Genomic DNA, 19,408 nt, shown 5'->3' on the forward strand with positions numbered 1-19,408 from the left:
ATAGTATGACAAGTTTACTACAATAGAATACGCAGTAAAGAATAGTTATCAGTTTGATTGGAGGATATAAGATGAATATCCATGAATATCAAGGGAAACAACTGCTTCGTGATTATGGAGTTGCAGCTTCAAAAGGAATTGCAGCATTTTCTCCGGAAGAGGCAGTAAAAGCAGCGAAAGAACTTGGCACTGAAGTATTTGTCGTGAAAGCGCAAATTCATGCAGGTGGCCGCGGAAAAGCGGGCGGCGTCAAAATTGCTAAAAATCTTGACGAAGTACGTGCTTACGCAAAAGAACTTCTTGGCAAAACGTTGGTGACTCACCAAACGGGTCCTGAAGGAAAAGAGGTTAAGCGTTTACTTATCGAAGAAGGCGCTGACATCAAAAAAGAATACTACATCAGTCTTGTTGTAGACCGTGCTACTGATCGCGTTACGCTAATGGGATCTGAAGAAGGCGGAATGGATATTGAAGAAGTTGCAGAAGCGACTCCTGAAAAGATCTTCCACGAAGTCATCGATCCAGTATCTGGATTAACTGGATTCCAAGCACGCCGTATGGCATTCAACATGAACATTCCTGCGCATCTAGTGAACAAAGCAGCGAAATTCATGACAGGTCTATACCAAGTATTCGTAGAAAAAGATGCATCTATCGTTGAAATCAATCCGCTTGTAGTAACAGGGGATGACCAGGTGCTTGCACTTGATGCGAAATTCAACTTCGATGACAACGCATTGTTCCGTCACAAGGACATCGTTGAGTTGCGCGACTTCGAAGAAGAAGATGCAAAAGAAATTGAAGCATCCAAGTACGACTTGAGCTATATTTCTTTAGACGGAAACATTGGCTGTATGGTCAATGGTGCCGGACTTGCTATGGCTACAATGGATACGATCAATTACTACGGCGGATCACCCGCAAACTTCCTTGACGTTGGGGGCGGCGCGACTGCTGAAAAAGTAACTGAAGCGTTCAAAATCATCCTTTCAGATGAGCATGTTAAAGGGATTTTCGTTAACATCTTTGGCGGAATCATGAAGTGCGACGTTATCGCTGAGGGTGTAATCACTGCAGCGAAAGAAGTCGGCCTTGAAGTACCACTGGTTGTTCGCCTTGAGGGAACAAATGTGGAAAGAGGTAAAGCTTTGCTGAACGAATCAGGACTTAATATCATTGCAGCTGGCTCAATGGCAGACGGCGCGCAAAAGATTGTTGAAATCGTAGGCTAAGAAAGGCAGGGACAAACGATGAGTATTTATATCGATAAAAATACAAAAGTAGTCGTCCAGGGTATCACTGGCGGGACTGCAAAATTTCATACCCAGCAAATGCTTGAATACGGAACGAAAATCGTTGCAGGCGTAACACCTGGCAAAGGCGGCACAGAAGTTGATGGCGTTCCTGTATTTAATACAATGGAAGAAGCTGTCAAAGAAACAGGCGCTAACGTTTCCGTAATCTACGTTCCAGCACCTTTCGCAGCAGATGCAATCATGGAAGCTGTAGACGCTGAACTTGATATGGCAATCTGTATTACAGAACATATTCCTGTTCTTGATATGGTGAAAGTAGTGCGTTACATGGACGGCAAAAAGACGCGTCTTGTTGGACCAAACTGTCCTGGTGTTATTACACCAGAAGAATGTAAAATCGGTATTATGCCTGGATACATTCACACAAAAGGTCACGTTGGCGTAATTTCACGCTCTGGTACATTGACTTACGAAGCGGTTCACCAACTTTCTGAAGCGGGTATCGGTCAGACGACAGCTGTTGGTATTGGCGGGGACCCAGTCAATGGAACAAACTTCATCGACGTATTGAAGGAATTCAATGAAGACGAAGATACGTATGCAGTTGTTATGATTGGTGAAATCGGTGGAACTGCTGAAGAGGAAGCAGCTGAGTGGATTAAAGCTAACATGAAGAAACCGGTTGTAGGATTCATCGGCGGACAAACAGCACCTCCAGGAAAGCGTATGGGCCATGCTGGTGCCATCATTTCTGGCGGTAAAGGTACTGCTGACGAAAAGATCAAAGCCCTCAATAACGCTGGTGTAGAAGTTGCAGAGACACCATCTGTTATCGGAGAAACATTGATTAAAGTAATTAAAGAAAAAGGGCTATACGAAAAGTGTAAAACCCACTAAGATAGAAGATGCAGCGTATTCAATAGATACGCTGCATTTTTTCTAAATGCAGAGGAGTTATTCTATGAAGCTATCTGAACAAGATCATGAACTTTTAAAACTTCATTATGCATGGCCGGTTCCTTATCCGAAACTAACCAGATTGCTGGGAAGTGAAAATGAAAATAATTACTTACCGAATTTATCACAAAAACAACGTACAAACCTGACTGCGAAACTTGCCCAACTATCCCCATTGCCCCTCTTGGATTTATTGCTTGAAAAAGGAATCATCCCCATCCCTTATACCCATCCTGACTATCCCGAACAACTAAAACAATTAATAGATCCACCTGCGGTCCTCTATACAAAAGGAAATCAAAACTTATTGAAAAAACAAAGTAAAGTTGCAATTATTGGTTCGCGTAAAGCCGGGAATTATTCGATTTGTGCTATGAATATGATTGTGCCGCCATTAGTTCAGCATGGCTCTGTCATTGTCTCAGGACTTGCGAAAGGTGCAGATACAATGGCACATCAGGCCGCTATAAAATATGGAGGGCAGACAATCGCGGTCCTTGGACATGGTTTTCTTCATCTATACCCGAAAGAAAATGAGAAGCTTGCTGCAACTATTGCAAAAGAACACCTATTATTAACCGAATTTCCTCCTTACCATCCGCCTGCCAAATGGACGTTCCCGATGAGAAATCGGATTATTAGCGGGCTGTCCAGCTCCATTGTCATTACGGAATCGGCAGTCAAGAGCGGAACGATGAGTACAATCGAGCATGCCCTCGATCATGGCAAAGAAGTATTCGCAGTGCCAGGACCTATTGACTCGCCGTTGTCACTCGGGCCGAACAAACTATTGGATGAAGGAGCCCGGCCAATTTGGAGCGGTTTTCAAATTATAGAACCTCTTGTCGAATTTTGACGATAGAAATGTCTTTTTACTAAAATAGTTGCTTTTCCATGAAAACTGTTATACATTTTGCAACAGATATTCTTTTAGATGAATAAATACAAAGAACCTCTTTAAGGGGGGCACATTAGAATGGCAGATTACCTAGTAATTGTGGAATCACCAGCAAAAGCAAAAACCATTGAACGCTATTTAGGAAAGAAATACAAAGTGCGCGCATCCCTTGGCCACTTAAGAGACTTGCCGCGCAGTCAAATGGGCGTAGACGTAGAAAATAATTATGAGCCGAAGTATATTACGATTCGCGGCAAAGGCCCGATTTTACAGGACTTGAAAAAAGAAGCCAAAAAAGCAAAAAAAATCTTTCTCGCAGCTGACCCCGACAGAGAAGGGGAAGCAATCGCCTGGCATCTGGCACATCAACTTGGTGTGGATGAAAACTCAGACTGCCGCGTTGTGTTTAACGAAATTACAAAAGACGCAATTAACGAGTCGTTTAAAAATCCGCGTCCTATTAATACAGACTTAGTAGACGCTCAACAAGCACGCCGAATTCTAGATCGGCTTGTCGGCTATAATATCAGTCCGATTCTATGGAAGAAAGTTAAGAAAGGGCTGTCAGCGGGACGGGTTCAATCTGTTGCGCTAAAACTTATTATTGATCGCGAAGAAGAAATTAAATCCTTTGAACCAGAAGAGTATTGGTCAATTGGAGCGGGATTCAGTAAAAAAGAAGGGAATTTTGAAGCTTCTTTCTATGGAACTGCAGGTAAAAAAGTCAAACTGACCGACAAGAAACAAGTAGATGGAATCCTTTCAACCTTGGATGGCGACGATTTTACCGTAAGCCAAGTTGTAAAGAAAGAACGTAAACGTAATCCTGCAGTACCGTTTACTACATCATCCTTGCAGCAAGAAGCAGCTCGCAAGTTAAACTTCCGCGCTAAGAAAACCATGATGGTTGCACAGCAGCTGTACGAAGGAATTACAATCGGCAAAGAAGGAATCGTTGGTCTGATTACGTATATGAGAACAGACTCTACGAGAACTTCTGAGACGGCTCAAGCTGAAGCTAAAACTCATATTGAGTCTATGTATGGCGAGGAATTCACACGCAAAACAAAGGCGGCAGGCAAATCTTCAGCTGCGAAAACCCAAGATGCACACGAAGCAGTACGTCCGACGTCTGTACTTCGCACACCTGAAGCGATGAAAGCGTTTTTATCAAAAGATCAGTTGAAATTATACAAACTTATCTGGTCACGTTTCCTTGCAAGTCAAATGGCGCCTGCAATCCTCGATACAGTCACTGTTGATTTACTGAACAACGATGTTCAGTTCAGGGCAACTGGATCACAAGTGAAGTTTCAAGGGTTTATGAAAGTATATATTGAAAGTCATGATGATAAGGAAGAAGAGAAGGATAATGTTCTGCCTCCTCTAGCTGAAGGGGAAACGGTCACTTGCGCTTCGATTGATCCGAAACAGCATTTCACGCAGCCGCCGCCACGTTTTTCAGAGGCGCGGCTAGTGAAAACGCTTGAAGAACTGGGAATAGGGCGGCCGTCGACATATGCCCCTACATTGGATACGATTCAAAAAAGAGGATATGTCACCCTGGATGCAAAGCGATTTGTTCCGACTGAATTAGGCGGAATCGTCAATTCAGCAGTCAATCAATACTTCTCTGACATTACTAATGCGGAATTTACAGCTAAAATGGAACAAAGTCTGGACCATATTGAAGTGGGAGAAATCCCATGGGTTAAGGTCATAGATGAGTTTTATGTGGATTTTGAAAAGCATTTGAAAGTCGCGGATGAAGAAATGGAAAAGATTGAAATTAAGGATGAGCCTGCAGGAGAAGACTGCGAAAAGTGCGGATCTCCAATGGTTTATAAAATGGGACGGTATGGTAAGTTCATGGCGTGCTCGAACTTCCCGGATTGCCGGAATACAAAAGCAATCATTAAACCAATCGGCGTAACGTGTCCGCTTTGTAAGGAAGGCGAAGTCGTCGAACGGAAGAGTAAGAAAAACAGAATCTTTTATGGGTGTGACCGATATCCTGAATGTGAATACATTTCGTGGGATAAACCGATTTCGAGACCGTGTCCGAAGTGTGAAAGTACACTTGTCGAAAAACGCTTGAAAAAAGGATTGCAAATCCAATGTACGGAATGTGACTATAAAGAAAAACCGCAAGAATAACATTGCTAGAGAGAAGGGTTCAATGTGACACCAATTGTAAATGTCATCGGTGCAGGACTTGCTGGAAGTGAAGCGGCTTGGCAAATTGCAAGCAGAGGAGTACAGGTTCGATTATACGAAATGCGACCTGTACAGCAAACTCCAGCTCACCATACAGATAAATTCGCAGAGCTTGTCTGCAGTAACTCATTACGCGCAAACTCACTGACGAATGCTGTAGGCGTCATTAAAGAAGAAATGAGACGTTTAGACTCTGTCATTATTGCGGCAGCGGATGCTTGCGCTGTTCCTGCAGGAGGGGCGCTTGCTGTGGATCGTCATGAGTTCTCTGCGCATGTAACAGAAAAAGTACGGAATCACCCACTAGTGGAAGTTATAAATGAAGAAGTGACGGAGATACCCGAGGGCATCACTGTAATTGCAACGGGCCCGCTCACTTCTCCGGCACTGGCTGAAAAAGTACGCCAGCTTACTGGTGAAGAATACTTATACTTTTACGATGCGGCAGCTCCTATTGTCGAGAAGGACTCCATCGATATGGACAAAGTCTATTTGAAATCCCGATATGACAAGGGAGAAGCTGCGTATCTCAATTGTCCGATGAATGAAGAAGAGTTTGCTGTCTTTTACAATGCATTAGTAAACGCAGAAGTTGCCGAACTGAAAGAATTCGAAAAAGAAGTGTACTTCGAGAGTTGTATGCCTGTCGAAGTTTTAGCGAGCCGCGGAGATAAGACGCTGCTATTCGGTCCTATGAAACCTGTAGGGCTGGAAGATCCAAAAACAGGTAAACGTCCAAAAGCTGTCGTACAACTTCGTCAAGATGATGCAGCAGGAACGCTGTACAACATTGTTGGATTCCAAACGCACATGAAGTGGGGCGCTCAAAAGGAAGTATTGCGACTCATTCCAGGCCTTGAGAATGTTGAAATCGTACGGTATGGTGTGATGCATCGCAATACGTTCATCAATTCACCAAGAGTCTTACAACCAACTTATCAGTTGAGAGCCAACCCGAATTTGTTCTTCGCTGGACAGATGACAGGAGTGGAAGGATATGTTGAGTCTGCCGGTGCTGGTTTAGTTGCGGGGATGAATGCTGCGCGACTGGCTTTAGGAGAAGAACTTTATATCCTGCCGCATCAGACAGCTTTGGGGAGCATGGCAAGGTACATTACAGAAGCAGATTCAAAGAACTTCCAGCCAATGAATGTGAACTTCGGATTGTTCCCAGATCTAGGCGAGCGTGTCCGATCTAAACTGGAACGTGCAGAAAGACATGCGAATCGTGCCCTGGAAGCATTGGATGCATTTAAAACTGAACACCAGCTTTAAGATTGATGAGAAGAAGGGAGATAGCCTTTCTTCTTCTTTTTTGTGTGAAAGTACGAAGTAAATGTGAATAATCAATGTCATTTCTCAAAAAGTATTCCACAGAGGTCTGACAACCAGATGCTCATAGTTGTAGAAATACCTGTCAATCGTGTATAGTAAATCGTGGATGAATTTGAATTTAAGGAGTAGTCGGCATTTTCAATAAGTTAAGATAATCGTATACGCTATTTGCCGAGCGTTTAAATGCTGATTATTTGTTCGCTTTTCGGGAGGTGTATTAAATGGATGAAAAGACGCTCCGGATTCGTAATGAGTATATTGCGTATGTTCGTTTTGAAAAAAACTATTCAGTCCACACTGTAACGGAATATGAAAGAGATGTAGATGAATTCCTTGAGTTCTTAAAAACCGAAGGCATTCTTACGATAGAGAGCATTACATATCAAGAAGCGCGCCTTTTTGCTTCACGTCTGTATGACCGCGAATTATCAAGAGCCAGTATTTCCAGAAAGATTTCTTCAGTTCGTTCATTTTTCCGTTTTGCTAATGCTCGTTATGATATTAATGACACAGCATTTCGTTTGCTGCATCATCCTAAAAAGGAAGAGCGTCTTCCTGCTTTTTTTTATGCGGAGGAACTTGACAAACTTTTTGAAGCGTGCCTTGGAGAAAAGCCAAGAGATCATCGTGATCGTGCGCTGTTAGAACTGCTCTATGCAACAGGGATTCGTGTAAGTGAACTCACATCGATCTGTTTAGGTGATATTGATAACGATCTTGGTATTGTCCGTGTAATGGGAAAAGGAAGAAAAGAACGCTACGTCCCATTTGGCAGCTTAGCGCAGTCTGCAATCGAGCAATATATAGAAATAAGCAGGCCATTGTTGATGAAAACTGTTAAACATGATCGGTTATTTGTGAACTTGCGCGGCGGGCCCCTAACTGAACGCGGTGTCAGGCATATTTTAGATGCCATCGTTGAGCGGGCGTGCATTGAGTCAAATGTTTATCCGCATATGCTGCGTCATACATTTGCAACCCATTTACTATCTGCAGGAGCGGATATGCGAACTGTCCAAGAACTTTTAGGGCACAGTGATTTATCATCGACACAAATATACACCCATACAACGAAAGAGCATTTAAGAAGAACCTATATGAATACGCATCCGCGTGCTTAGGAGGAAATTTAAATGGAATTTCATGCAACTACGATTTTTGCTATTCGACATAAGGGAGTTTGTGCTATGTCTGGCGATGGTCAAGTGACCATGGGAGAAAGTGTAGTAATGAAACACACCGCTAGAAAAGTCCGCAGACTATTTAATGGAAATGTGCTTGCTGGTTTTGCAGGATCTGTGGCGGATGCATTTACGTTGTTCGATTTGTTTGAAGACAAACTCACTGAATACAATGGTAACCTTCAGCGGGCATCTGTTGAACTTGCGAAGGAATGGAGAGGCGACCAGATACTTCGTAAACTGGAAGCAATGCTGCTTGTCATGAATGAGGATACGCTCTTGCTTGTATCAGGGACTGGGGAAGTCATTGAACCGGATGATGGTATTCTTGCGATAGGATCAGGAGGCAACTATGCGTTAGCAGCTGGACGTTCATTAGCGAAATATGCTGGCGAGACATTAACAGCCGAACAAATCGCTCGTGCTGCACTTGAAACAGCATCTGAAATTTGTGTATTTACGAATGACAACATTATCGTGGAGGTGCTTGGGGAATGAATTCACAACAACTGACACCGAAAGAAATGATTGCGTTTTTAAATCGTTATATTGTTGGGCAAGATAAGGCGAAACGGGCAGTTGCAGTCGCAATTCGAAATCGCTATAGACGAAACTTGTTAACCGATGAAGAAAAAAATGAAATCATCCCTAAAAACATTTTGATGATTGGGCCGACAGGAGTCGGTAAAACGGAAATCGCCCGCCGCATAGCAAAACTTGTGGATGCGCCTTTTGTAAAAGTGGAGGCAACGAAGTTTACTGAAGTCGGTTACGTTGGACGGGATGTTGAGTCCATGGTGCGTGACCTCGTCGAAACGGGGATCCGTATTGTCAAAGAAAAGCAGCGTGCCGAAGTGAAAGACCAAGCAGCTCTCCAAGCGGAAGAGCGTCTAGTAGAATTACTTGTTCCCACTAAGAAAAAGAAGGGATCTATGCAAAATCCGTTTGAAATGCTGTTTGGCGGGCAAAAGAATGAGAGTGACACTGATGAACAAGAGGAACTGACAGAAACTGTGCGAAAGCGCAGTGAAATCGCTGATTTGCTTAAGCAAGGTAAACTTGAAGAAGAGCAAGTGACAGTTGAAGTTACGTCTCAACAGCCTTCTATGTTCGATGCACTTCAAGGTTCTGGTATGGAACAGATGGGGTCGAATATGCAAGACGCTCTTTCTTCGCTTATGCCAAAAAAAATGACGGAGCGTAAGATGGCTGTAAAAGATGCAAGAAGAGTATTAGAAGCTGAAGAGGCGGACAAACTAATAGATCATGACGAAATTGCTCGTCAGGCTGTCCAGCTAACGGAGCAGTCGGGAATTATTTTCATCGACGAAATGGATAAAATCGCAAGCAAGAGTGGCGGTTCTTCCAGTGCTGACGTTTCCCGCGAAGGGGTTCAGCGTGATATTTTGCCAATTGTAGAAGGATCTACAGTGACTACGAAATATGGTGCTGTGAAAACTGACTATATTTTATTTATAGCTGCAGGGGCTTTCCATATGGCGAAGCCGTCCGATATAATACCGGAGCTGCAAGGCCGTTTCCCGATTCGTGTTGAATTAGATAAGTTATCTAAAGAGGATTTTGTCCGGATTCTGAAAGAACCTGACTTCTCTCTTATACGCCAGTATGAGAAACTTCTTGCAACAGAGGACGTCCTGTTAGAGTTCACAGATGATGCAATTGACCGAATCGCAGAAATTGCATTCGAAGTTAATGATAATACCGAAAACATCGGAGCAAGACGACTTCATACAATCGTGGAGCGACTTCTTGAGGAATTGTCATTTGAAGCATCGGATATTGGACCGACAAGCATTAAAATTACGCCAGCTTATGTTGACGAAAAGCTGCAAGGTATCGTGAAAGACAAAGATTTGTCACATTTCATCCTTTAATGGAGACAAAATAGTTTATTTAACAATTAAAAACCTTTAGAATATTCTTATCAGTTCTGAAATTAATGAGGAGGAAAATATAATGACACTGTTAGTCAAAACAAGAAAGATTAATGCTATGCTTCAAGAAACTGCGGGTAAGCAAGTGAACTTTAAACAAATGGCGGAGCAGCTTAGTGAAGTAATCGACTGTAACGCATTCATCGTTAGCCGAAAAGGAAAGCTTCTTGGTCTTGAAATCCATCACCAGATTGAAAACGAGCGTATGAAGCAAATGTTCGAAGATCGTAAATTCCCTGAAGCATATACAAAACAACTATTTGAGATTCGTGAAACTTCACAAAACATTGGAATCGAAAGTGAATACACAGTATTCCCGGTTGAGAATCAAGAGTTATTCAAAAACGGCTTAACTACAATTGTTCCAATCATTGGCGGCGGTGAGCGTTTAGGTACACTTATCCTTGCGCGTCTAAACGATGACTTTAAAGAAGATGATCTAATTCTTGCTGAGTACGGAGCGACAGTAGTTGGGATGGAGATTCTTCGTGAGAAATCTGAAGAAATCGAAACTGAAGCTCGCAGCAAAGCAGTCGTTCAAATGGCAATCAACTCACTTTCATACAGTGAGCATGAAGCAATTGAGCACATCTTCAATGAGCTGGATGGCAATGAAGGGCTTCTAGTTGCTTCTAAAATCGCTGACCGCGTTGGGATTACACGTTCCGTTATCGTTAACGCACTTCGTAAGCTTGAAAGTGCTGGTGTAATCGAATCACGTTCACTAGGAATGAAAGGCACATATATTAAAGTGTTAAACAGCAAGTTCCTTGAAGAGCTTGAGAAACAAAAATCATAAGACTGTCAAGTTAAAAATGAGTAAAAAGCGTTTTCGCTTTTTGCTCATTTTTTTTTTTTTTTTATATAAAAACCACTATACACAATATTATTCCAGAAAAATGGTCTGCAATGGATAGAAATTAGATAAAAGTTTTTTAAATAATCAATAATCATTGATTGATTAAATAGAGACGTAAGACCCAGTGAAACTGGTATTTCTTGTGAACAAACACGCATATGTAAGCAAAGTTTCTAATTTATATATATTATTGGTATAGACAAAATGGTCCATAATCCGATACAATGAGTAGTAATTGTTGACTTTTAGTAAATTATGTCGAATTTAATAGATTTCTTAATTATAAACGAAGGAGGGGATTGATTTGGACCTTTACGGGGGAACAATTTCCGCTTTAGAAAAAGGACTGAATTTTTCATCTGACAAATCTAAAGCAATTTCGCAAAACGTGGCGAATGTGGATACGCCAAACTATAAAGTTAAGACTGTAGATTTTAAAAGTTACTTGCATGAAGCGAAGACGGCACAGTTAGAAGCCTACCGTACCGATCAGCGCCATATACAATTTACCCCTGCAACGGCAGGTTCAGGAAACAGAACTTATTCAAACTTCAGCTATAACCAGAATGGCAACGGGGTAGATATGGATAAAGAACAAGCAGACCTTGCAGCAAATCAAATTTACTATAATGCACTGGCTGATCGTATTAGCAGCAAGTTTAATTCTCTTAATAACGTCATTAAAGGAGGCCGCTAAAGATGTCAATCTTCCATAGCTTGAATTCTTCTGCTTCGGCATTAACGTCGCAACGTCTTCGTATGGATGTTATTTCCTCTAATATGGCTAACATCGACACAACACGCGGGAAGATGGTTGACGGGGAGTGGCAGCCATATCGAAGAAAGTCAGTATCATTTCAACCAAAACAAGGTCAATTTTCAAACTTTTTGAATGTTGCAATGGGAACTCGAGATAGAGGAAGCATTGGAAACGGCGTTACGGTTTCCAAAATTCAAGAAGACAATGAAACACCTTTTAAACAAGTTTTTGATCCTGCACACCCAGATGCCAACGCAGAAGGTTATGTAGAAATGCCTAATGTCGATCCGTTACGTGAAACAATTGATATGATGTCTACTACTCGTTCGTATGAAGCAAATATCACAGTGCTGAATTCCAACAAAGCAATGTTGATGAAAGCACTAGAAATAGGAAAATAAAAGGAAGAAAGGATGAGTTCAAATGGCAATATCCTCAATTATGGCGATGGGTCCAGTCATTTCGCCTGATGCAACAAAATCGTCTCCTACAACATTTGAATCACAGCAAAAGTTTGGCAGCTTTCTGAAAGATGCAATCCAAGACGTGAATGCAGCACAAGTGCAATCCGATGTGATGACCGAAAAGTTAGTTCGCGGCGACAATGTAGATCTACATAATGTAATGATTACAGCACAGAAAGCTTCAATAGCATTGAATGCCACGATGGAAATACGCAATAAAGTAGTCGAAGCGTATCAAGAAATTATGCGTATGCCAGTGTAAGAAAAATATAGCGTTATTCATCAGAGCTAGTACGGATGACGTTCGCCGACCGGAGGATCAGAATGAAAGAAAGATTAACAAAGATCAAAAACGATTTACAAGCGTTTTGGTCAAACCGGACAAAAAAACAAAAAGTCTTATATATAAGTGTGGCTGCTTCCATTATTATTGCTGCAGCGCTACTAACTTTCTTCCTATCTCGCACAACTTATGTACCGCTCTATAAAGATTTATCCAGATCGGATATTGGAAGAATAAAAGAAGAATTGGATGCACAGGCTGTGCCTAGTAAAATTGCCCCTGGGGGTACTTCTATATTAGTACCTAAGGAACAAGTCGATAATTTACTAGTATCCATAGAATCACAAGGCCTTGCGAATTCAGGAAGAATAGATTACTCATTCTTCTCCGAAAATGCTGGATTTGGAACAACAGATAATGAATTTAATATGATTAAACTCGCAACTATGCAAAATGAACTTGCTAAATTGATTACAGGAATTGAAGGTGTGCAGGACGCAAAGGTAATGATTACCCTTCCGACTCAAGGGGTATTTGTTAATGAAGACGTTCAAGCAGCTAGCGCATCTATTGTCCTAAAGACCGAGCCGGGACAACAATTCAGCGAACCGCAGATAAAAGGATTATATAACTTAATTTCAAAAAGCATTCCGAACTTAGCACCTGAAGATATCGTTGTGATGAATCAGTATTTCGAATACTATGATTTGAATCATGAAAACAACCAGTTCGGATCTAATGTTGCTGACCAAATGACCATAAAGAAATCAATCGAACGCGATCTGCAGCGTCAAGTTCAAATGATGTTAGGTTCTATGATGGGACAGGACAAAGTAGTTGTTTCTGTAACAACAGATATTGATTTCCAACAAGAAAATCGTGAAGAGAATCTGGTAACTCCAGTTGATGAAGAAAGTATGGAAGGAATCGCACTTAGCGTTCAGCGAATTACAGAAACATTTACTGGAGACGGTGCGGTGCCAGGCGGAGTTCCTGAAGGAGAAGATCCAACTGACAATCGCACAACAATTGTTGAGGGTTCTACAAGTAATGGAGATTATGAGCGTGTAGAAGAGACGATCAATAACGAAGTGAATCGAATTCGTAAAAATATCGTTGAAAGTCCTTATAAAATCCGGGACATAGGTCTGCAGGTAATGGTGGAACCGCCAACTGCCGATGATCCTGGATCTTTAGAACCGGGTGTGGAAGACGATATCAAACAAATTCTTGAAACGATTGTTCGAACTTCAATCGACAAAGTATCTGCAGGCGAATTAACAGAAGAACAATTAGCTGAGAAAATCGCTGTTTCCATTCAGCCGATCCGTGGCAAACAAGCTGATTTCGATGCAGAACGTACAGTAATTCCTTGGTGGGTTTATGTAATAGGCGGAGTACTTCTATTAGTAATTATTGCGTTAGTAATTCTTTACGTTCGCAAGCGCCGTAAAGATGAAGCGCTGGCACTTGAAGAGGCACGCGCATTGGAAGAACAGCTGGAAGCGATTGAAGTAAGCGATATAAATGGTGAAGTTGAAACAGAAGCAACATTACGCAGAAAACAACTCGAAAAAATGGCGAAAGAGAAACCGGAAGAATTCGCTAAATTGCTACGCACATGGATAGCAGAGGACTAAGGAGAGGTCAAACGTGGTAAAAAAAGATAAAGATATGTCCGGGAAACAGAAGGCGGCTCTCCTTTTGATTTCTCTCGGTCCTGAGGTGTCCGCAGCAATCTATAAACATTTAACGGAAGAGGAAATTGAGCGCTTAACACTTGAGATATCCGGTGTTCGTAAAGTGGAGTCTTCAGTTAAAGAAGAAATTATTGAAGAGTTTCACAACATTGCACTTGCGCAAGATTACATTTCGCAGGGCGGTATCGGTTATGCGAAAACAGTCCTTGAAAAAGCTTTGGGTAAAGAACACGCACAAGCAGTCATTAATCGCTTAACGTCTTCTCTTCAAGTTCGGCCGTTCGATTTTGCCAGAAGAACTGAACCGAGCCAGATTTTGAACTTCATTCAAAATGAGCATCCACAAACAATTGCACTTATTTTGTCCTACTTGGAACCAGAACAAGCAGGTATGATCCTTTCGTCATTACCGCAAGAAGTTCAAGCAGATATCGCGAAGCGAATTGCAACGATGGAATCAACATCTCCTGAAGTCATCAGCGAAATTGAAGCAGTTCTGGAGCGAAAACTTTCCTCCACTGTTACTCAAGATTATTCAGATACAGGCGGTGTCGATGCAGTGGTTGAAGTTCTTAATGGCGTGGATCGTGCTACAGAGAAAACAATTCTCGATGCGCTTGAAATTCAAGATCCCGAACTTGCTGAAGAAATCAAGAAGCGGATGTTTGTCTTCGAAGATATTATTACGCTCGACAACCGTTCGATTCAACGTGTTATCCGTGATTGTGAAAATGAAGATCTCATCCTCTCTATGAAAGTATCCAGTGAGGAAGTTAAAGATATTCTATTCAAAAACATGTCCCAGCGTATGGCGGAATCTTTCAAAGAAGAGATGGATGTTATGGGGCCAGTCAGGTTGCGTGACGTTGAAGAAGCACAATCAAGAATTGTTGCTACAATACGACGTCTGGAAGATGCAGGGGAAATTATTATTGCACGCGGCGGAGGAGATGATGTGATTGTCTAATATCTACAGACCTGGCACGAACCAAATGGCAGGTGTGAAGAAGATTGGAATTCGCAATCTCCGAACAATATCGGAGCCTGAGACAGAAACATCAGCGCCTTCTCAACTGAACTTAGCGGAAGTCATAATGGAACGGGATCGTTTAATGACTGAGGCGCGAACCCAAGCGGGGATTGAAAAGGCTGCGATCGAGCATATGCGGGAAACTGCGCATGATGACATCGATGCAATGAGGAACGCATGGGAATCTGAAAAGGCAGAACTTCAACAACGTGCTTATGAAGAAGCATTCCAAGTGGGTTTTGAAGAAGGTACAAAAAAAAGCATTTCGGATATGCAAGAAACAATAACACAAGCAAATGCAACCATAGAAACTGCACAAAAAAATGGACAATCCTACTTGGACCATCAAGAACGGTTAATCTTAGAGATTGCAATGAAATCCGCGGAACGAATTCTTGGCCATGCCCTGGAAGAAAATAACGAGTTATATTTATCTATTGTTAAACGCGGCTTGAAAGAAGCACGTGAAATGCGTGAAGTGAAAGTCTATGTATCTCCAGAGTACTATAAGCTAGTATCGGATAGTCGAGAAGAGCTGGCTTCGATTTTCCCGCCAGATGTTCCGATGCTGCTTTTTGTTAACGATGAGTTTGAAGATACGGAATGCTACATTGAAACAAACCACGGAAGAATCGTTGTCAGTATCGATGAACAGTTAAATGAGATGAAAGAGCGCCTTGTGGAACTATTGGAAAGCGAGGGCTGATCATGAAAAAAGCTGAAGAACTATCGAATAAAATAGCGAACGTCAATACATTTAAAAAATATGGCCGTGTAGCACGAGTTGTAGGTCTTATGATTGAATCCAAAGGTCCTGAGAGTTCAATTGGTGATTTGTGTATTATCCACTTGAATCCAACGAGTACCTCCGAGTCTAAAATATTAGCGGAAGTTGTCGGTTTTCGCGAAGAAATCGTCATGCTGATGCCTTTTACGAATGTAACCGAAATTTCAAGCGGCTGTTTGGTCGAAGGAACCGGAAAACCGCTGGAAGTGAAAGTAGGCATGAACTTAATTGGCAAAGTGCTAGACTCGATGGGCAATCCGATTGACCATTCTGCTTTACCGAAGGGACTTGCTACTGTCCGGACTGAACAAAACCCGCCGAATGTTTTGACGCGTCCCACTATCAATGACAAATTAGCGGTTGGCGTGAAAGCGATCGATGGCATGCTGACGGTCGGAAGCGGGCAGCGAGTAGGAATTTTTGCCGGTTCTGGTGTAGGAAAAAGTACTCTGTTAGGAATGATTGCGCGAAATACAACCGCTGATATAAATGTCATAGCTTTGATTGGTGAGCGTGGTCGGGAAGTTCGGGAATTCATCGATAGAGACTTAGGTCCTGAAGGGCTAAGCCGTACAATCGTTGTTGCTGCTACTTCAGATCAGCCGGCACTTATGCGGATTAAGGGTGCATTTACAGCAACAGCAATTGCAGAGTACTTCAGAAATAAAGGCATGAATGTCATGCTGATGATGGATTCCGTGACGCGGGTCGCGATGGCGCAGCGGGAAATCGGGCTGGCTGTTGGTGAACCGCCTGCGACTCGCGGATATACTCCATCGGTGTTTGCGATATTACCGAAACTGCTGGAACGGAGCGGAACGAATGAGTTCGGTGCAATTACAGCGTTCTATACTGTTCTGGTCGACGGCGATGATATGAACGAACCGATCGCCGATGCAGTTCGTGGTATCTTGGATGGGCATATTGTATTGGACAGAACGCTTGCGAACAAAGGACAGTACCCAGCCATCAACGTACTGAAAAGTGTTAGCCGGCTAATGAATCATATTGCGGATCCTGAACATGTCAAAGCTGCGGAGAAACTGCGTGAATTGTACTATACGTATGATAAGTCGGAAGACCTGATTAATATCGGTGCATACAAGCGTGGGACTTCCAAGGAAATTGACCAAGCGATTGAATACGAACCGCTCATTACTAAATTCCTGAAACAAGGATATAAAGACAATATCTCGATGGAAGAAAGTATTGAAGAATTAATTGCGCTCGCTTCTGGGGGCGGTCAAACATGAAATCCTACCATTATCGATTTGACAAAGTCTTAACCTTTCGGGAACAGGAAAAGAATGAGACGGAATCTGCATATAAGGAATCCATCGAGTCATTTGAAACGATTGCGACTCAACTTTATGATCTTTTGAAAAAGAAAGAAGATATCTTAGTCGTGCAGCAAGAGAAAATGACTAGAGGATTCGCAGTGAATGAAATCCATCATTATGCAAGGTTCATAGAAAGCATTGAAGCTAAAATCACTTCTGTCCAACAGCAAGTAATTCAGGCACGAAGTAAGATGAATTGGTACGAAGAACGGTTGCTTGATAAAACAATTGAAGTGAAAAAATACGAAAAAATGCGGGAGAAAGATCGTGAAGCTTTTCAAGTAGACATGGAACATAAAGAAGCAGAGCGATTGGATGAACTTTCTACTTTGAAATTCCGCAAAAATGAAAATGGGTGGTAAGCCGGTGAAACGTAAAAAGAATAAGACGCCAGACTCCTATAAAGAAGAGCGCAAGGCAGGAAGTTTCTTTCAGATGTTACTCGCATGGTTTGTGATTCCGCTTGTTTTTGCGATTGCCGTCTTGCTTATTATTGCAAAAGTTGCTGATGTTAATGTTATTGAAAAAGCAAAAGAATGGACTGCCTCAGTTCCTGTGCTTGAACAGAAGAAAGAAAGTTCTTCGACAAAAAAAGATAAAAAAGTCCTTGAAGAACGTGTTGTGGCAATGAAAGAAGAATTGAAACAAAAAGAACAGCAGCTCATGGATATTCAAGAGGACTTGAAAAAATCCAATGCAAAAAATGAAGAGCTGACATTAGCTCAAGAAAAGCTTCAAGCAGAAATTTTAGTATTGCAAAGAACGAATGATGACTCGAAAAAGGAATTAGGACAGCTGGTGTCAACTTTTGAACAGATGTCTGCAAAATCTGCAGCTCCTGTGATTACAAAGATGGAAGATGCTCAGGCACTGCAGCTTTTATCGCAAATGAAAGCAAATACACTGGCATCTGTTCTGGAAAAAATGTCACCAGAAGATGCAGCTAAATATACTGCTCTTTTAGCAAAATGATGATATAATCATAAAGTAATAGATTTTGACTTAGGAGGTGAAAAAATGAATATAGGTTCAGTTCCATTAGCTATGATTGCCCCAGCAGCTGTACCCGGAGATGCAGTCCAAACATCGGGAACTTCAGGGGGAGTATTCGGCTCAGTGCTTGCAGGAATGACGAAAAATGCAGAAATAGCAAAAACTGCTGGATCAGTTGAACAACTTGGCTCTTTAACAGAAACAATCAGTGATATTTTTTCTGCTGCGAATGCCGAAGAACTTGCGGCTTCTTTAGAAGAGTTAACGCAAATCCCGCAAGATGACATCTTAATCAGTCTGGGCAAACTGGGACAAGCAAGTCAGCTTGAGGATTGGGCAAAGGCTTTAGAGATGGATCCAGCAGAATTAATGGAAACCATCAGCGCAATGTTAGAAGAAGCCGGCGTTTCAAAAGAAGAACTGGCGGAGGTTATGTATTCCAACGATCTATGGACACTTTTAAGCGCTGTAGACGAGCACGCGTCAAAACTATCTAAGGTACTAGAAGAAATGCTGAATAGTAAGGATCAAAAAACCCAGCAGCAAGCAACAAACGTTTTAGCGCTGTTGAAGACTGTTGAAACAACACTGCCGACAAAAGATTTACTTGGCTGGCAGCAAGCTAGTTTGACACAATTGAGTGGACAGTTAGAAGCACTTCAAAAAGTTGTTGGAATTAAAGATGCTGGTACAGAAGTCAAGTTCTCAAATATTTTAACTGCTACAGTTTCACAGTTAGTTACAATTCCCCAAACTGCACAAAATGAAACACGAATCGGAAATCAATCAACACAAAATCAAACTATTTTCGATCAAGTTCTCTCACATGTGACAAATAGTAGCACAGAACAAGGTTCACAAGAAGGAAAAAGCGAGCAAAATCAGTCGCAGATTCTTCAAAATTCGAGTGTTCAACCGATAGTATCTAGGAACGTTTTTTCTTTAGAGACACCTGAAACGAAACCGAACAGTCAATCTGAAGCATTGCTTGCAAAGTTACAAGGGCTATTTAAACAGACGAATTTTGGTCAACAGGGTGGCACAAATCGTTTGTTAGTCAAGCTGAATCCAGAACAACTTGGTCAAATCCGAATTGAGCTTATTCAGATTAATGGGGTTATGACTGCAAGGATACTTGCTTCAACAGCTCTTGGAAAAGAGATGCTCGATAGCCAACTGCATCAGTTAAGACAGTCGTTTAATCAGCAAAACATTCAAGTGGATCGAATTGACGTAACCCAAGCTGTTCAAGATCCTTCGAGAAATGATCGCAGTCAGAACTTTAATCATCAACAGTTTAAAGGGAATGACGATCAGCAGGGAACTCAGGAGCACGAACAGGATGAACAGCAATCATTCCAAGAATATCTGCTAGATGTGGAGGTGTAACCGG

Annotated in this window: 19 protein-coding genes; all 19 read left to right on the top strand. The window is 41.9% G+C overall.

The annotated features are described in order from the left end of the window. Nucleotides 1–71: 71 nt before the first annotated feature. Entirely contained in the window at nucleotides 72–1,232 is a 1,161-nt protein-coding gene (sucC, locus tag PGH26_RS04840) for an ADP-forming succinate--CoA ligase subunit beta (protein ID WP_025785063.1), read from the top strand. Between the two features lie 18 nt (nucleotides 1,233–1,250). Then, on the top strand, nucleotides 1,251–2,153 hold the full coding sequence (gene sucD, locus PGH26_RS04845; protein WP_025785062.1) for a succinate--CoA ligase subunit alpha: 903 nt from the start codon (nucleotides 1,251–1,253) through the stop codon (nucleotides 2,151–2,153). Between the two features lie 64 nt (nucleotides 2,154–2,217). Beyond that, the gene (gene dprA, locus PGH26_RS04850; protein WP_323692883.1) at nucleotides 2,218–3,069 is read left to right on the top strand and encodes a DNA-processing protein DprA; all 852 of its coding nucleotides are present in this window, start codon (nucleotides 2,218–2,220) and stop codon (nucleotides 3,067–3,069) included. A gap of 120 nt (nucleotides 3,070–3,189) precedes the next feature. Beyond that, nucleotides 3,190–5,268: a type I DNA topoisomerase gene (gene topA / locus PGH26_RS04855; RefSeq protein WP_323692884.1), complete on the top strand. Its 2,079-nt coding sequence runs from the start codon at nucleotides 3,190–3,192 to the stop codon at nucleotides 5,266–5,268. 24 nt (nucleotides 5,269–5,292) lie between these two features. Further along, nucleotides 5,293–6,603, top strand: coding sequence for an FADH(2)-oxidizing methylenetetrahydrofolate--tRNA-(uracil(54)-C(5))-methyltransferase TrmFO (gene trmFO / locus PGH26_RS04860; protein WP_323692885.1), 1,311 nt, complete (start codon nucleotides 5,293–5,295; stop codon nucleotides 6,601–6,603). Between the two features lie 281 nt (nucleotides 6,604–6,884). Then, nucleotides 6,885–7,784, top strand: coding sequence for a tyrosine recombinase XerC (gene xerC, locus PGH26_RS04865; RefSeq protein ID WP_323692886.1), 900 nt, complete (start codon nucleotides 6,885–6,887; stop codon nucleotides 7,782–7,784). 12 nt (nucleotides 7,785–7,796) lie between these two features. Further along, nucleotides 7,797–8,342, top strand: a complete 546-nt coding sequence (gene hslV, locus PGH26_RS04870; protein WP_323692887.1) for an ATP-dependent protease subunit HslV — start codon at nucleotides 7,797–7,799, stop codon at nucleotides 8,340–8,342. Next, nucleotides 8,339–9,739 carry an ATP-dependent protease ATPase subunit HslU gene (gene hslU, locus PGH26_RS04875; RefSeq protein WP_323692888.1) on the top strand — a complete coding sequence of 467 codons (1,401 nt, stop codon included), beginning with the start codon at nucleotides 8,339–8,341 and terminating at the stop codon, nucleotides 9,737–9,739. The genes hslV and hslU overlap by 4 nt, the downstream gene beginning before the upstream one ends. An 82-nt stretch (nucleotides 9,740–9,821) precedes the next feature. Beyond that, nucleotides 9,822–10,598 (top strand): GTP-sensing pleiotropic transcriptional regulator CodY, encoded by a 777-nt coding sequence (gene codY / locus PGH26_RS04880; protein WP_323692889.1) that lies wholly within the window; start codon nucleotides 9,822–9,824, stop codon nucleotides 10,596–10,598. 364 nt (nucleotides 10,599–10,962) lie between these two features. Then, complete coding sequence (gene flgB / locus PGH26_RS04885) at nucleotides 10,963–11,355, top strand: flagellar basal body rod protein FlgB (RefSeq protein ID WP_323692890.1); 393 nt, start codon at nucleotides 10,963–10,965, stop codon at nucleotides 11,353–11,355. Nucleotides 11,356–11,357: 2 nt separating this feature from the next. Continuing rightward, nucleotides 11,358–11,819 carry a flagellar basal body rod protein FlgC gene (gene flgC / locus PGH26_RS04890; RefSeq protein ID WP_323692891.1) on the top strand — a complete coding sequence of 154 codons (462 nt, stop codon included), beginning with the start codon at nucleotides 11,358–11,360 and terminating at the stop codon, nucleotides 11,817–11,819. 46 nt (nucleotides 11,820–11,865) lie between these two features. Beyond that, a complete protein-coding gene (gene fliE / locus PGH26_RS04895; protein WP_488803656.1) occupies nucleotides 11,866–12,144 on the top strand; it encodes a flagellar hook-basal body complex protein FliE in 279 nt (92 codons plus the stop codon). 62 nt (nucleotides 12,145–12,206) lie between these two features. Continuing rightward, entirely contained in the window at nucleotides 12,207–13,805 is a 1,599-nt protein-coding gene (gene fliF, locus PGH26_RS04900; protein ID WP_323692893.1) for a flagellar basal-body MS-ring/collar protein FliF, read from the top strand. A gap of 13 nt (nucleotides 13,806–13,818) precedes the next feature. Further along, complete coding sequence (gene fliG / locus PGH26_RS04905; RefSeq protein ID WP_323692894.1) at nucleotides 13,819–14,832, top strand: flagellar motor switch protein FliG; 1,014 nt, start codon at nucleotides 13,819–13,821, stop codon at nucleotides 14,830–14,832. Next, nucleotides 14,825–15,601: a flagellar assembly protein FliH gene (gene fliH, locus PGH26_RS04910; protein WP_323692895.1), complete on the top strand. Its 777-nt coding sequence runs from the start codon at nucleotides 14,825–14,827 to the stop codon at nucleotides 15,599–15,601. The genes fliG and fliH overlap by 8 nt, the downstream gene beginning before the upstream one ends. 2 nt (nucleotides 15,602–15,603) lie before the next feature. Continuing rightward, nucleotides 15,604–16,935: a flagellar protein export ATPase FliI gene (gene fliI, locus PGH26_RS04915; protein ID WP_323692896.1), complete on the top strand. Its 1,332-nt coding sequence runs from the start codon at nucleotides 15,604–15,606 to the stop codon at nucleotides 16,933–16,935. Further along, nucleotides 16,932–17,384, top strand: a complete 453-nt coding sequence (fliJ, locus tag PGH26_RS04920) for a flagellar export protein FliJ (RefSeq protein ID WP_323692897.1) — start codon at nucleotides 16,932–16,934, stop codon at nucleotides 17,382–17,384. Before fliI ends, fliJ begins: the two co-directional genes overlap by 4 nt. A gap of 4 nt (nucleotides 17,385–17,388) precedes the next feature. Continuing rightward, nucleotides 17,389–17,994 (top strand): MotE family protein, encoded by a 606-nt coding sequence (locus PGH26_RS04925; protein ID WP_323692898.1) that lies wholly within the window; start codon nucleotides 17,389–17,391, stop codon nucleotides 17,992–17,994. A gap of 45 nt (nucleotides 17,995–18,039) precedes the next feature. Further along, nucleotides 18,040–19,404, top strand: a complete 1,365-nt coding sequence (locus tag PGH26_RS04930; protein ID WP_323692899.1) for a flagellar hook-length control protein FliK — start codon at nucleotides 18,040–18,042, stop codon at nucleotides 19,402–19,404. Nucleotides 19,405–19,408: the final 4 nt, after the last annotated feature.

The organism is Sporosarcina jeotgali (assembly GCF_033304595.1).
Taxonomy (GTDB): domain Bacteria; phylum Bacillota; class Bacilli; order Bacillales_A; family Planococcaceae; genus Sporosarcina; species Sporosarcina jeotgali.